12 protein-coding genes are annotated in these 13,759 nt (G+C 72.7%); 3 read left to right on the top strand and 9 right to left on the bottom strand.

What is annotated here, in order from left to right; all coding sequences use genetic code 11:
- Nucleotides 1-158: 158 nt before the first annotated feature.
- From Prubr_RS16610 to Prubr_RS16600, 3 genes are read right to left on the bottom strand one after another with little or no spacing between them, the layout of a single operon-like run.
- Nucleotides 159-1,007 (bottom strand): transglutaminase family protein, encoded by an 849-nt coding sequence (locus Prubr_RS16610; protein ID WP_246568748.1) that lies wholly within the window; start codon nt 1,005-1,007, stop codon nt 159-161.
- Nucleotides 1,008-1,053: 46 nt separating this feature from the next.
- The gene (locus tag Prubr_RS16605; RefSeq protein WP_212826449.1) at nt 1,054-1,992 is read right to left on the bottom strand and encodes an alpha-E domain-containing protein; all 939 of its coding nucleotides are present in this window, start codon (nt 1,990-1,992) and stop codon (nt 1,054-1,056) included.
- Nucleotides 1,986-3,602, bottom strand: a complete 1,617-nt coding sequence (locus Prubr_RS16600; RefSeq protein WP_212826447.1) for a circularly permuted type 2 ATP-grasp protein — start codon at nt 3,600-3,602, stop codon at nt 1,986-1,988. Before Prubr_RS16600 ends, Prubr_RS16605 begins: the two co-directional genes overlap by 7 nt.
- Nucleotides 3,603-3,991: 389 nt before the next feature.
- Here Prubr_RS16600 and Prubr_RS16595 point away from each other — a divergent pair, with 389 nt between their 5' ends.
- On the top strand, nt 3,992-4,729 hold the full coding sequence (locus Prubr_RS16595) for a DedA family protein (protein ID WP_212826445.1): 738 nt from the start codon (nt 3,992-3,994) through the stop codon (nt 4,727-4,729).
- Here Prubr_RS16595 and Prubr_RS16590 read toward each other — a convergent pair.
- Nucleotides 4,686-6,089, bottom strand: coding sequence for an NAD(P)H-quinone dehydrogenase (locus tag Prubr_RS16590; protein ID WP_212826443.1), 1,404 nt, complete (start codon nt 6,087-6,089; stop codon nt 4,686-4,688). The two genes, Prubr_RS16595 and Prubr_RS16590, sit on opposite strands and share 44 nt — an antisense overlap.
- Nucleotides 6,090-6,217: 128 nt before the next feature.
- Between Prubr_RS16590 and Prubr_RS16585 the strand changes: the two genes are divergently transcribed.
- Complete coding sequence (locus Prubr_RS16585; RefSeq protein WP_212826441.1) at nt 6,218-6,673, top strand: gamma-glutamylcyclotransferase; 456 nt, start codon at nt 6,218-6,220, stop codon at nt 6,671-6,673.
- Nucleotides 6,674-6,714: 41 nt separating this feature from the next.
- Here the strand turns inward: Prubr_RS16585 and Prubr_RS16580 are convergent, their stop codons facing one another.
- Genes Prubr_RS16580 through Prubr_RS16565 form a run of 4 tightly spaced genes read right to left on the bottom strand, consistent with a single transcriptional unit; the run spans nt 6,715 to nt 10,278 of the window.
- A complete protein-coding gene (locus Prubr_RS16580; protein WP_425518023.1) occupies nt 6,715-7,692 on the bottom strand; it encodes a GNAT family N-acetyltransferase in 978 nt (325 codons plus the stop codon).
- Between the two features lie 33 nt (nt 7,693-7,725).
- Entirely contained in the window at nt 7,726-8,544 is an 819-nt protein-coding gene (locus Prubr_RS16575; RefSeq protein ID WP_246568747.1) for an SCO6745 family protein, read from the bottom strand.
- Entirely contained in the window at nt 8,541-9,617 is a 1,077-nt protein-coding gene (locus Prubr_RS16570) for a hypothetical protein (protein WP_246568746.1), read from the bottom strand. Before Prubr_RS16570 ends, Prubr_RS16575 begins: the two co-directional genes overlap by 4 nt.
- 31 nt (nt 9,618-9,648) lie before the next feature.
- Nucleotides 9,649-10,278, bottom strand: coding sequence for an MBL fold metallo-hydrolase (locus Prubr_RS16565; protein WP_212826437.1), 630 nt, complete (start codon nt 10,276-10,278; stop codon nt 9,649-9,651).
- A 144-nt stretch (nt 10,279-10,422) separates the two neighbouring features.
- Here Prubr_RS16565 and Prubr_RS16560 point away from each other — a divergent pair, with 144 nt between their 5' ends.
- On the top strand, nt 10,423-11,331 hold the full coding sequence (locus tag Prubr_RS16560) for a DUF4349 domain-containing protein (RefSeq protein ID WP_212826435.1): 909 nt from the start codon (nt 10,423-10,425) through the stop codon (nt 11,329-11,331).
- 443 nt (nt 11,332-11,774) lie between these two features.
- On the opposite strand, the gene Prubr_RS16555 is transcribed toward Prubr_RS16560, so the two are convergent.
- On the bottom strand, nt 11,775-13,037 hold the full coding sequence (locus Prubr_RS16555) for an amidohydrolase (protein ID WP_212826433.1): 1,263 nt from the start codon (nt 13,035-13,037) through the stop codon (nt 11,775-11,777).
- Nucleotides 13,038-13,759 lie beyond the last annotated feature (722 nt).

Below are 13,759 nucleotides of genomic sequence, written 5' to 3'. Positions count from 1 at the left end.
CTGCCGCATTACGCATGCCGCACAGCCTAGCCCTCGCGTGCCTCGCGCCGCCACCCGTTCCTGATCACCGTGATCAGGGAGTTTGCACCCCGACACGCCGACGACACACCCGTCCAGGTCCCTGATCACGCGGATCTTTGGGGGCTAGCGGAGGCGGGTTATCGAGACCTCGACGCCCTGGCCGGTGTTGGGGGGCCTGAATAGACGCCCTTCAGCGGGGGGACGTCGGCGTACTCGCGGCCGCGGCCGACGACCACGTGGCGTTCCCCGACCGGTACGCCGTTCGTCGGGTCGAAGGCCGTCCAGCGGCCCACCCACCACTCCACCCAGGCGTGACTCTGTCCGACCACCGTCTCCCCGACCGCCGCGTCCGGATTCGGGTGCAGATAGCCGGAGACGTACCGGGCCGGCGTGCCCATCGCCCGCAACAGCCCCACGACCAGGTGGCTGATGTCCTGGCAGACGCCCTTGCGCTGGCGCCAGGACTGCACCGCGTCGGTCTGCACGCCGGTCACCCCGGCCTCGTACGTCATCTCGTCGCGGATCCGCTCGCAGAGCGCCATCGCCGCCCCGTGCGGGGTCGGCTCGACGGCCTTCAGCGACTCGGCGAGTTCGGTCAACTCCTCGTCGATGGCGGTACGTGGGGTCGGCAGCAGCAGCTCGTGCCAACGGTCCACGTTGGCCGGTGTCGCCAGCTCGTCCCAGCCGATGCCGCCGGTGCTCGGCAGCAGGTCGCCGGCGGGCAGCGTCTCGACCGTGGCGGCGGCGGTCACCTGCAACGACTCGTGCGCGCTGTGCACGTCGAAGGCGGTGACGATGGTGCCCCAGTAGTCCTCGTACCGGTAGGTCCGGGCCGTCGGCCACACCTCCACCCGCGCGTCGAGCACCGCCTGGCGGGTTTCGTTGCGCGGCGACATCCGGGCCTCGTTGTACGACGAGTCGACCTTGCCGGCGTAGGTGAACCCGGTCCGGTGCTGGACCTTCAACCGCCAACTGCTGACCGTCACGTGTCGTACCTCCGTTGCCAACCGGCGGATCCGGGTCGGGGAATCGTCATGCGACCGCCTCGGGGACCCAGGAGACCGCCGACGTCTGCCGGAAGTAGCGGCGGGACACCGCGTCGTTGATCTGCGAGCAGGTGCGTTCCAGGCTGGACAGCACCCCGCCGAGGTCGGTCATCAGCTCGTCGGCGCCCCGGAACTCCAGGCCGGTCCTGGCCCGGCCGACGATGCGCTGCACGTCGGTCGCGACCCCGGCCCGGCCCGGGTCGGGTTCCAGTTCGGAAAGGCACGCCTCGGCCCGGGACAGTGCGGCGAAGACCGACCGTGGAAACAGCCGGTCGAGCAGCAGGAACTCGGCGGCGTACCGGTCGTCGAGCGAGCCGCGGTAGGTGCGCAGGAACGTCTCCCACGCCCCGCAGGAGCGCAGCAGGGTCAGCCAGGACGGGATGCTGCCGCCGGCGCGTACGTGGGTGGACAGCAGCCGGGCGGTCATGTCGACCCGTTCGACGCTGCGGCCCAGCACCAGGAAGTGCCAGCCCTCGTCGCGGCTCATGGTGGCGTCGGTGAGGCCGGCCATCACCGAGCAACGTTCCCGGACCCAGCGGAAGAAGGCGTGCACGCCCTGCTGCTCGACCCGCCGCCGGGCGTCGGGCAGCCCGTGCCAGGTCGTGTTGAGACACTCCCACATCTCCGACGAGACCGTCTCGCGGGCGCCGCGGGCGTTCTCCCGGGCCGCGGCCAGTGCCCCGACCACCGAACTCGGGTTCTGTTCGTCGAGGCCGAGCAGGCCCACCACCCGGGCCGAGGTGACCGGTCCGTCGGCGCCGCCGACCCCCATGACGGCGAGCAACGACCGGCAGGCGATCTCCTCGTCGACCCACGGATCGGCGACCATCCGGTGCAGGTGTACGTCGAGGATGCGGGCGGTGTCCTCGGCCCGCTCCACGTAGCGGCCGATCCAGTAGAGCGATTCGGCGATCCGGCTCAGCATCGGGTCTGCTCCCCTCCGACCGACCGGGCGGACTGCTGTTGCTGCTGTTGCTGGGCGATCGACGGGCCGAGTCCCGGCCCGGGATCGGGGCTGCGCGGCGCGGGCACGCTGACCGGTTCCACCGGCTCCGGGATCGCGGCGAGGACCGGCGGATCGTCGACCGGGGTGGCGGCCGACGCGGTGCCGGCGAGCACCCAGGTGTCCTTCGAGCCCCCGCCCTGGCTGGAGTTGACCACCAGCGCTCCCTCGGGCAGTGCGACCCGGGTGAGCCCGCCGGGCAGCACCCAGACCCTGTCGCCGTCGTTCACGGCGAACGGCCGCAGGTCGACGTGCCGGGCCCGCAGCCGGTTGCCGATCAGGGTGGGGACCATCGACAGGGCCACCTCGCGCTGGGCGATCCAGCCGCGCGGGTCGTGCCGGACCCGGTCGCGGAGTTCGGCGAGCTGCGCGTCGGTGGCCTGCGAGCCGATCACGATGCCGGCACCGCCGGAGCCGTCGACCGGCTTGAGGACGAGTTGGTCGAGCCGGTCGAGGACGTACGCGAGGGCGTCGGGATCCTCCAGCCGGTAGGTCTCCACGTTGGGCAGGATCGCCTCCTCGCCCAGGTAGTACCGGATCAGGTCGGGTACGTACGTGTAGAGGAGCTTGTCGTCGGCGACCCCGTTACCGACCGCGTTGGCGATGGTGACCCGGCCGGCCCGGGCCGCGTTGAGCAGCCCGGCGACGCCGAGCATCGAGTCGGCGCGGAAGTGCACCGGGTCCAGGAACTCGTCGTCGATGCGCCGGTAGATGACGTCGACACGTTTCTCGCCGGCCGTGGTCCGCATCGCGACCTCGTTGCCCATGCAGACCAGGTCGCGTCCCTCGACCAGTTCGACGCCCATCTCCCGGGCGAGCAGGGCGTGCTCGAAGTAGGCGGAGTTGTGCACGCCGGGGGTGAGGACCACCACCGTGGGGTCGCCGACCCCGTTCGGCGCGGCCGCCCGCAGCGCCCGCAGCAACTGCGCCGGGTAGGACTCGACGGGCAGGATCCGGGTGGCGGCGAAGACCTCGGGCAGCACGTGGGCCATCGCCCGCCGGTTCTCCATCACGTAGCTGACCCCGGACGGGACCCGTACGTTGTCCTCCAGGACCCGGAACGTGCCCTGCTCGTCACGGATCAGGTCGACGCCGGCGACCTGGATGCGTACCCCGTTGGTGGGGTTGATGCCGGCCGCCTCGCGGTGGAAGTGCGCGCTGGTGACCACGATCCGGCGGGGCACGACGCCGTCGGCGAGCACCTGGCCGGCGCCGTAGATGTCGGCGAGGAACGCCTCCAGGGCACGTACCCGCTGGGCGACCCCGGCCTCGACGGTCCGCCACTGCTCGGCGGCGATGATCCGCGGCACGATGTCGAGCGGGAACGGCCGCTCGACGCCCTTGAGCGCAAAGGTGATGCCCTGGTCGAGGAAGGCGCGGGCCAGCACGTCGGCGCGGACGCCGAGTTCGGCGCTGGACAGTGGCTGGAGGGTGGCGTGCAGGGCCTCGTACGTCTCGCGCGGCAGGCCCGGATCGACGAACATCTCGTCCCAGCCCGGACCGAGGCGGTAGTCCTCGAACAGGTCAGCCATGGGCAACGCCGCCTTCCGCTCGCGACCGCGGTCCGCCATGCCCCGTACCCCGCGTGCGTCGAACCTACGCCGGTCGCGTTGCGGGCGGGTAACACCGGACGGCCGGCGGTCACGTGGGCGGGTCGCGGACACGGGACCTGTCCGCGACCCGCTGGCGGCCGTACCCGTCGCCGAACGGGGACCCGGAGGTCGACGACCGCGCATCCCAACCGTACGCCGGCCGGCGGACGTTCGGCGCACGCGCGGTCCGTCGCCGGTGTGCCACGGTCGACACCTGGGCGCACGTCCGGCACCTGTCGGGTCCGGCCGCGTACCGTGACGGTCGTCGTCATGTGCCGGACACCACCGGCACGCGCTCTCCACCACTGGCCGACCGCGCCGAGGTTACGTTGACCGAGTTGCTCACCGCGTCGCCCACCTGGGCGTATCTCGCGCTGCTGGGGCTGCTGGCCGTCGACGCGTTCGTACCCGTCGTGCCGACCCAGGCAGTGATGATCACCGGCGGGGCGTTGACCGTCTACGGGCAGCTCGACCTGCGGCTGACGGTCGCCGTCGGCGCGGTCGGGATGTTCGCCGGCGACCTGGCCTGCTACCTGCTCGGGCGGTGGACCCCGGCCGGCGCCCGACTACCGGCCCTGCGCCGCCCGGGCATCCGGCCGGCGACACCGGACCCGCCGGACGGGACCGGCCCGGAGTTCCCGCCGGACGGCGCGACCGCCCCGTTGCTCGGCGCCGCCCGCCGCTGGGCCCGTGCCCGCCGGGTCGCCAGCCGTTTCGGTCGTGGGCTGCGCCGGCCCGGACCGCTGGTCATCCTGCTCTGCCGGTTCGTTCCCGGTGGCCGGATGGCGGCGTGCTTCCACGCCGGCCGGGCCCGCTATCCGGCCCGGCTGTTCGTGACGTACGACGCGGTCGCGGCGCTCGGCTGGGCGACGTACGGCGGGCTCGTCGGCCATGCCGGCGGCTCGGCGCTGACCCAGTCCGCGTGGCGGCTGCTGGCGGTGGCGGCGGTGGCCGCGGTCGTCTTCGCCGGCGCCGGCTGGGCGCTGGCGCTCGCCGACCCGGCCGGCCGCCGCGCCGCCCGCGCTACTCCGGCTCGTGCAGCATCAGCTGAAGGGCCGCCTCGGTGATCGACCCGGACAGCGACGGATAGATCGTGATGGTCTGCGCGAGCTGGTTGACCGTCAGGTGGTTCTCCACCGCGATGGCGATGGGCAGGATCAGCTCGCTGGCCTTCGGCGCGACCACGACCCCGCCGATCACCTGCCCGCTGGCCGGCCGGCAGAAGAGCTTGACGAAGCCGTCCTGGAGGTCGGCCATCTTGGCCCGGGCGTTGCCGGCCAGCGGCAGCATGACCTGGCGGGCCGGGGTGCTGCCGGCGTCCGCCTCGTTCTGCGAGACGCCGACGGTCGCCAGCTCGGGGTCGGTGAAGACATTGGCCGGCACCGTACGCAGCCGCAGCGGCTGGACCGCCTCGCCCAGCGCGTGCCACATGGCGATCCGCCCCTGCATCGCGGCGACGCTGGCCAGCGGGAGCACGCCGGTGCAGTCGCCGGCCGCGTAGATGCCGGGCACGTTGGTCCGCGACACCCGGTCGACGGCGACGTAGCCGCCGGGCGCGACGTTGACGCCGTACTCGGTCAGGCCCAGGCCCTCGGTGTTCGGCACCGAGCCGACGGCCATCAGGGCATGCGAGCCCTCGACCGTACGGCCGTCGGACAGTTCGACCCGCACCCCGTCCGCGGTACGGGTCACCCCGGCCGCCCGGGAGTTGTTGAGGATGGTCATCCCCCGCGACCGGAAGACCCGTTCGATGGCCATCGCGGCGTCGGCGTCCTCGTGCGGCATGACCCGGTCGCGGCTGGAGACCAGCGTCACGTCGACGCCCATCGCGAGGTAGGCGCTGGCGAACTCGGCGCCGGTGACGCCGGAGCCGATGACGATGAGCCGCTCGGGCAGCGCCGGCAGGTCGTAGATCTGGCGCCAGGTGAGGATCCGCTCTCCGTCGGGTCGGGCCGACGGCAGCACCCGCGGGGTCGCACCGGTCGCGACGAGTACGGTCGAGGCGTCGATCAGGTACGGGGCGTCACCATGGGCGGGCGTCACCAGAACGCGGTGGGTGTGACCCAGCGTATCGTCGCCGAGCCGGGCGGTGCCGTGGACGAAGATCACACCCGCCTTGACGAGTTTGGCGTGGATGTCGCCGGACTGGGCCAGCGCGAGCCGCTTGACCCGTTCGTGCACGGCGACGGCGTCGACGGTGACCGCCTCCAGCCCGTCGGAGTGCACCCCGAACTCCTCGGTGTCGCGGTATCCGGTCACCACGTCGGAGCTGGCGATGAAGGTCTTCGAGGGGACGCAGTCGGAGAGCACGCAGGCGCCGCCGGCACCGTCGGCCTCGACCACCGTGACCTCGGCGTCGAGTTGGGCGGCGACCAGGGCCGCCTCGTAGCCGGCCGGCCCACCTCCGATGATCACGATACGGCTCACGACACTCGCCCTTCCCTAGTCACCCGCAGTATTCACGGCAACACTCGCCGCAAGTTTCTTCCCTCGATCCGCGCCGACACGCACAGTCGTATTCTCCACGACCGCTTCGCCGAGCTATCGTCATCGCCGTGCGTCATTACGCCGCGTACGGCTCAAACCTCGACCCCGCTCGAATGCGTGCCTACTGTCCGCATTCGCCAATGGTGGGCACCGGCTGGCTGGAAGGCTGGCGCCTCACCTTCGCCGGGGAGGGGGTGATCGGTTGGGAAGGTGCCGTCACCACGGTCGTGGAGTCACCCGGCGACCGCGTGTTCGTCGCCCTCTACGACGTACATCCCTGGGATGCCGCCCAGCTCGACGAGGTCGAAGGCGTCGTAGCCGGCACCTACCGCAAGCTACACGTACGGGTGGCCACGCTCGACGGCGAGGTCACCGCCTGGGTGTTCGTCTTCGACGGCTACGAGGGCGGCCTGCCGACCGCCTGGTACCTGTCGGAGATCGCCAACGCGGCGGAGAAGGCCGGGGCGCCGGACGACTACGTCGCCGAGCTGCGGACCCGGCCGACCGGCACCACGTCGCCGTAACCGGGACGGGCGCGGGATCCGTCGACCCCGCGCCCGTACGGTCAGCGGCCGGCGGCCTCGACGGTCCGCTCGAAGATGTCGGCCTCGTACGAGGCGGTCATGCCGACCGAGAGGTAGAGCCGGGCCGCCTCGGTCGGGTTGCTCAGGTCCACCCCGAGCCCGGCCTGCTTGCGGCCCTTGCCCGCGTAGACGGCGAACGCGTGCCCGAGCAGCGCGGCACCGATGCCCCGCTTGCGGTGCTCACGCAGCACCGCCAGGTAGCGCACCCAGCCCTCGTCGTCGTCGGTCCCCTGGTCCGACGACTGGAGGACACCGGCCGGTACGCCGTCAACGGTGGCGACGAACCACTCGTCGTAGGCGACGCTCTGCAGCGCGGCGATCCGTTCCCGCCAGTGCTCGTAGGTCATCGGGTCGTAGTCCGGGGTGTCCCGGAAGGCGGTGTCCAGCACCCGGTGGAAGGCGCGCATGTCGTCGTCGGACGACGGGTCGACGAGCCGTACGACGATCCCGGTGGGCGGGGTCGGCGGGGTCGTCGACACGCCGGCCAGCGGGCGGGACATCCGGGCGTACCGCTTCACGAACCCGAAGCCGGCGGCCCGCAGGTCGCCGGCCCACCCCGTCTCGGTCGGTACGGCACCGGCCCGCACGGACATCCGGTCGAGCCCGAGTTCGGCCGCCTCCTCCGCGACCCGGTCGAGCTGCCGGCGCAGCAGCACGGCCCGCGCCGGAACGCCCAGTTCCGGATGTACGTAGACCTCGATGAACTCCCGCTGGGCGCGGTTGGGGTTGTCGAGGTAGGCCCACGCGACCACGGCACCGTCGGCGTCGACCGCGACCGCCTGGTCCCGCTCGAGGTCGACGTGCGGTGCCTGGAGCACCTCGAGAAGTTCGTACTCGGGGAAGTCGGGATAGCCGATCGCCGCGATGTCGCTGGCGTGCGTCACCTTCAGCAACGCCGGTACGTCGTCGAGGGTGGGTGGCCGGATGGTCCAGCCGTCAGGAAGTGTCACGCCTGGCATTGAACCCGTGCCAGCCGGACCGGCGCTGTTGAATTACGGGCTTCTGTCCGCATGCTGACTCCCCGGCCCCGGACGCCCGCCCACCGGGCCGTTCGGGTCACCGTTGCCGACGGGTACGGCCCGCAGCCCGGCCAGCACGCTCTCCAGCAACCCGACCAGCTCGACCCGCTCGGCTGTGCCCAGTGCCGCGTACGCGCCGGCCGTGATGCCGTCGGCGACCGCGTCGGCCCACAACGAGCGCCGGATCAGCGGTTCGGCCGGCGGGAACGGCGGCGTCCAGCCGTACGCCAGCGCTCCGCCCTCCCCCTCCGGGCCGGCGATGATCGCCTCCAGCGGGGTCATGCCGCTCGCCCGGACGGCCAGCAGGTGCGCACCGGCCCGGTGCTCGCGCAGCAGCAGGAGCAGCGCCGCCGCGCGGGCGCCGGGTGAATCGTCCGGCACGGGCATCGCCCGCCAGGCGGCGAAGAGCGGCATGCCGGCCGCGTCGGCCGCCGCGACGACCCGTCCGGCCAGCTCGACCAGGCGGGCCACCCGCGGGAAGTCACCCAGGTTGTCCACCCCCCACCGGCAGCATTCGGCGAGGTTGTGGCCGGCGATGTCGACCGGGCTGGCCACCCGTCGGGCCCCGTCCCAGCCGTCGGCGACCGCCTCGGGGGCGATGAAGCCCAGCACCGCCGCGGCCGTCTCGGCGCGTACGTCACCCAGTGCCCCGGCCCGGCCGGCGACGTGGAACGCCCAGCCGGAGAGGCCGAGCAGCCGGGCCCGGCGCAGCGTACGGGGTGCCTCGCTGAACGCGGTGCCGATCTCCGACACACTGGCCCGGGCGGCACCGGCCGTCTGTTCGGGGGTCAACCGCGCCGCCTCTCTGTCGGCGCCGGCCGGCGGCCGGCGCTCCCTGAGTCTGCCTTCCGGGCGGGCCGTGGAACAGTCTCGGCGTCGAACGCCTCGATCGCCGCCTCGACCTCACCGGCGTGCCGGCGGGCGGTGCTCGCGGCCCGTTCGGCGGTGCGGCGGGCCGCCCGGCGTCGGCCGATCTCCTCCTCGGCCGCGGCCCGCCGGCGTTCCACCTCTGCCAGTTCGGCCTCGATCCGGGCCAGGTCCTCGACGCCGTCGTGCTCGGCCGCCGCGCTGCGGCGCAGGTCGGCTTCGGCCCGCCGCTGCCGGCTCCGGGCCGCCGTCAGCTCGCGGGTCAGCTCCCGACGCTGGCCGGCCCGGGCCGCCTCCTCGGCGCGCGCCGCCTTCTCTTCCCGCTTCCGTTCGGCGGCGTCCTCCCGCTGCTGCTCGGCGGCCTCCTCCCGCTGCCGGCCGGCGGGCTCCCCGGCCGGCCGGGGAGCCTGGCCCTCCCGGTCGGTCCCCCGCGCCGTGCCGGTGGCCATCTCCTCTCCGGCCGGTCTTCCCTGCGCCGCGCCGCCGGTCAGCAGCCGTAGCTGCGGGCGGGGCACCTCGCCGAAGCCCGCGTAGCTGACCGCACGGATCAGGCGGCCGGACCGGACCAGTTCGGCGACCTCCTCGTCGGACAGTGCCGCGTTGAGCGTCGCCTCGACCTCCGGCAACGGCAGTTTCCCGGCCGCGACGGCCGGCTCCGCCGCCCGGGCCAGGTCGCGGGCGGCGGCGACGAGCGCATTGACTGCGCCACGGCGCTGGTTGGACAGCTCGCGCAACTGCCCGCCGCGCAGTTCGCGTTGCGCGGTCCGCAGCGCCGCGGCCAGCTCGACGAGGTCGGCCAGCAGCTCCGGCCGGTTGATGGCCAGCAGGTTGACCAGCCAGGCGGCGACGGTGGGTTTGCGCAGGCGGGCGATCCGCCGGGCGGCATCCCGGTCGCCGGCGGCCCGGGCGGCGGCGACCGCCTCGTCGCGCACGGCGACGAACCGGTCCGGCGGCACCGTGTAGAGCCGCTGCTCGATGTCATCGGCCACGCCCGCCATCCTGCCCTGTCCGTACGGACCGCGCAGCGGGTCAGTGAACGAGGGTTCCCGGCTCCAGGCGGGCGTACTCGCAGCCCGACAGCTTGCTCATGTTGGCGTCGGTGACGGTGTGGCCGGCGTCGCTGAGCAACGCGTCGTGCAGGGCGAAGGCCCGGCGCGGGCCGACGGCGCGGACGAAGTCGACCGCCTCGGAGAGCTTCAGCCAGGGTGCGGAGACCGGCACGAACAGCGTGTCGACCTGCACCCCCTCGGGCACGTCGAACGAGTCACCCGGGTGGTAGACCTGATCGTTGACCAGGAAGCCGAGGTTGGGCACCCGGGGGATCTCCGGATGAATCTCGGCATGCCAGCCGCCGTACGCCTGGATCCGCATGCCGGCGGCGGCGAAGGCGTCGCCCGGCTCCACGGCGGTGACCACGCCGCCGAGCCCGGCCAGCTTCGGCAGCACGGACGCGTGGGTGTGCACGGTGACCGTGGCCCGCTTCGCGAGCGCGTCACCGAGCGCGTCCACATCGATGTGGTCGAAGTGCTCGTGCGTGATCAGGACGGCGTCCACCCCGTCCAGCGCGGCCGGCTCGGTGAAGCCGCCCGGGTCGATGACCAGCACCGCTCCGTCGTGCGCGATGCGGACGCAGGAGTGGCCGTACTTGGTCAGTTGCATCGTGACTCCCTCGGCACCGAATCGAGATGGTTCCCCGGAAGTCTGCCGGAACCGGCGCGGCCGCGCCGCGCGTCTGACGGATCACCGGACGGTGGGCGGCGGACGGCCACCGGGCGGCCGACGAACGCGCTGATCGGAGGAGACATGGGGGCACGACGAAGGGTCGGTGCGGCACTGACCGCCGTTGGGGTGGCGGCCGCGCTCGCGTTCACCGGATGCAGTTCGACCACCGAAACATCCTCGAACTCGGCGCCGGCGTACGACCAGCAGGCCGCGCCGGAGGACGCCGCCGCGGGCGCCGGTGCCGTGCCGGGCGCCGGTCAGCCGGCGGCGGGTGCGCCGGTGCGCTTCCGGGTCGACGAGCGGGCGATCATCTACACCGGCTCGATCACCGTACGGGTCGACGACGTCGACCGGGCCGCCGCTCGGGCGACCGCGATCGCCACCGGCGTCGGCGGCTTCGTCGGGGTCGACAAGCGCACCAGCGACGACCGGCGGTCGACCGCCTCGCTGGAGCTGCGGATCCCGGCGAACCGGTTCGGCCCGGTCGTCGACGACCTGGCCCGGCTCGGGGACCAGGAGCAGCGCGACATCAGTACGCAGGACGTCACCGAGGAGGCCCTCGATCTCGACGCCCGGCTCGCCAGCCAGCGGGCCCGGGTGGAGAGCGGTCGGCAGTTGCTGGCCCGCGCCACGAATCTCACCGAACTGGTGATGCTGGAGGGCGAACTGGCCAAGCGGGAGGCCGACCTGGCCTCGCTGGAGGCGAAGAAGCGCCGGCTGGACGACCTGACCGCACTGTCCACGATCACCCTGGTCCTGCTCGGCCCGGAGGCGGAGCGCGACGGGGAGGAACTCGGCTTCGTCCAGGGCCTCAAGGGCGGCTGGGAGATGTTCGTCACATCACTGCTGGTCCTGCTGACCATCCTCGGGGCACTGCTGCCCTGGCTGGTCGTGCTCGGCCTGCCGGTGGCCACGCTCGTCTGGCTGCTCCGCCGCAACCGCCGCCCACCGGCCGAGCCCGCCACCGTCACCGCACCGCCGCAACCCTGACCGCCGGGCCGCCCACCGGTCGCCCCACCCACCCTCGAACTCCCCTCTGGGGGTGGGTGGGGCGAACCGGCATCCTGCACCGTCTGCCACTTTCCGGGCCGCGTTGCGGCCCGGCCCCTCAACGCGGCAGACGACGACCATTCCGACCGCGACCAGGGTCGCGAGTCGACCGAGCGCCGCCGCACCGTCTGGAGCCCGGGGACCGCGCCGCGAAGCGGTCGCGGCCCGCAGGGCGAAGACGGTGCACAGGCCGGCGCGAAGCGGAGCGAGCCAGCCCCGCCGGAGGCGGGGCCAGCCAACACCGCGAGTCGACCGAGCGCCGCCGCACCGTCTGGAGCCCGAGGACCGCGCCGCGAAGCGGTCGCGGCCCGCAGGGCGAAGACGGTGCATAGGGCGGCGCGAAGCGGAGCGAGCCAGCCCCGCCGGAGGCGAGGCCAGCCAACTCAGAACGTGCCGGCGGCCAGGGCGGCCAGCGCCGTGTGCACCATGACCCGGACGCCGTACCCGATCGCCCGCTCGTCCACGTCGAACGCGGACTGGTGGATGTCGAACCGGCTGTCCACGCCCGGAACGCCGGTGCCGAGCCGGATCATCGCGCCGGGCACCTGGTCGAGGTAGAAGGCGAAGTCCTCGCCACCCATGCTGATCTCGGCTTCGACGACCCGGTCCGGCCCGAGCGCGGCACCGGCGGCTCCGGCGACGATCGCCGACGCCATCCGGTCGTTGATCACCGGCGGCACGCCGCGGGTGTAGAGCACCTCGGCTTCGGCACCGGTTCCGGCGACGACGTCCTTGACGAGTTGACTGATCAGCTCTGGTGCCTCGCGCCACGCTTCGCGGTTGAGGATCCGTACGGTGCCCTTGATGCTGCCCTCGCCCGGGATGGCGTTGTACGCCTCGCCGGCGTGGACCCGGCCCCAGACCATGGAGACGCCGGCGCGGGCGTCGACCCGCCGGTCGAGCAGTGCCGGTACGTCGACGATCACGCGGCCGAGGGCGTGGATCAGGTCGGCGGTCAGGTGCGGGCGGGCGGTGTGCCCACCCCGGCCGGTGAGCCGGACCTCGACGGTGTCGGCGGCGGCCGTCAGCGGCCCGGACCGGACGCCGACCAGGCCGGCGGCCAGTTGCGGGGCGCAGTGCAGCGCGTAGATCGCGGCCACGTCGCGCAGGCCACCCGCGGCGATCACCTCGGGTGCGCCGGACGGGATGACCTCCTCGGCCGGCTGGAAGAGCAGGCGTACCCGGCCGGACAGTTCGCCGCGGTCGGCGAGTTGGGCGAGGGCCAGGCCGACGCCGAGCAGCACGGTGGTGTGTACGTCGTGTCCGCAGGCGTGCGCCACCCCGTCGACTGTCGAGTGGTAGGGCACGTCCTTGGTGTCGGGTAGCGGCAGCGCGTCGAGATCGGCTCGCAGGGCGATCACCCGGTCGCCTTCGCCGACGTCGCAGATGACCCCGTTGCCCTTGGGCAGCAGCCGCGGGCTGAGGCCGGCGACGGCCAGCTCGCGGGCGACCAGCGCGGCCGTCTCGAACTCCTGGTGGGACAGCTCGGGGTGGGCGTGGATGTGGCGGCGCACGCTTACCAGTTCGGCTCCACGGGAGGCGAGCCAACGGTCGAGCTGACCGGGCAACGCGTCGGCCCCGGGCGGAGTGTCGGGCCAGGACGACGCCAGTGGACTGCTGGTGGGCAGTGTCAACGCACTCGTCACGTCGAATTCTCGATCAGTAGAAGTTGTTGATCCGTTAGACAGCCTAGACCGAGGACGGTGACGCTGCGCAACTTCGTTACGGTAGTATTCAGGTCGCACAGAGTCACGAAATCCCTGCTGGGAAGCCCGCGTGGCAGCGTGTGCACCACTTTCGCTCGCCGCCATCTCTCGCACACCTCCTACAACGTGTGACAGTCGCGGTGGTCACGTCGGGTACATAACAAAACGGACGTAAACCCCTAGACCTTCACTAAGCGGTGACGTCGGGTGGCGCTGACAACCGCGTACGGCAAACAGCGGCAAACCCGAGCCCCGCCCCCCACCGTGTCACACCGGGGCACGACAGACCCGCACAAGCGGTCCGCCATCATCACCCAGCGTAGGTACCCGCAGGTCCAGCCGGTACACCCAGAGCCCTACGGGGCGTAACGAACCGGCGGGCAGCGGCGGCGACGCCCGCCGCACCCGACGGGAACCGGGGATCGACCGACCGGCCGGCACATCCCCACGTTACGCAGCGTCCCACGGTCTTCGCCGACCGTATCCCGCAGCAGCCGCGCCACTTTCCCCGAATGGAGCACGTTCTCCGGATCCACACTCCGCCGAACGGGTGAGGACTCCCATACGCTGCGTGCAAAATTCGACACTTAGTGCGAGCACATGGATGCAACCAGTCAACTTCGGCCCAGGGCCCACCCTCACCTTTTCCTTCTGGCGCCCCA

It is taken from the genome of Polymorphospora rubra, from assembly GCF_018324255.1.
Taxonomy (GTDB): Bacteria; Actinomycetota; Actinomycetes; order Mycobacteriales; family Micromonosporaceae; genus Polymorphospora; species Polymorphospora rubra.
Note: the sequence above shows the minus strand (reverse complement) of the source record. Positions and strands in the feature narration are given on the sequence as shown.

Bases quoted from the DNA above. Each gene is read 5' to 3' on its own strand.
- Prubr_RS16580 (WP_425518023.1), bottom strand. From the start codon at position 7,692: ATGCCAGGCGTGACACTTCCTGACGGCTGGACCATCCGGCCACCCACC.
- Prubr_RS16605 (WP_212826449.1), bottom strand. From the start codon at position 1,992: ATGCTGAGCCGGATCGCCGAATCGCTCTACTGGATCGGCCGCTACGTG.
- Prubr_RS16560 (WP_212826435.1), top strand. From the start codon at position 10,423: ATGGGGGCACGACGAAGGGTCGGTGCGGCACTGACCGCCGTTGGGGTG.
- Prubr_RS16570 (WP_246568746.1), bottom strand. From the start codon at position 9,617: ATGGCGGGCGTGGCCGATGACATCGAGCAGCGGCTCTACACGGTGCCG.
- Prubr_RS16600 (WP_212826447.1), bottom strand. From the start codon at position 3,602: ATGGCTGACCTGTTCGAGGACTACCGCCTCGGTCCGGGCTGGGACGAG.
- Prubr_RS16565 (WP_212826437.1), bottom strand. From the start codon at position 10,278: ATGCAACTGACCAAGTACGGCCACTCCTGCGTCCGCATCGCGCACGAC.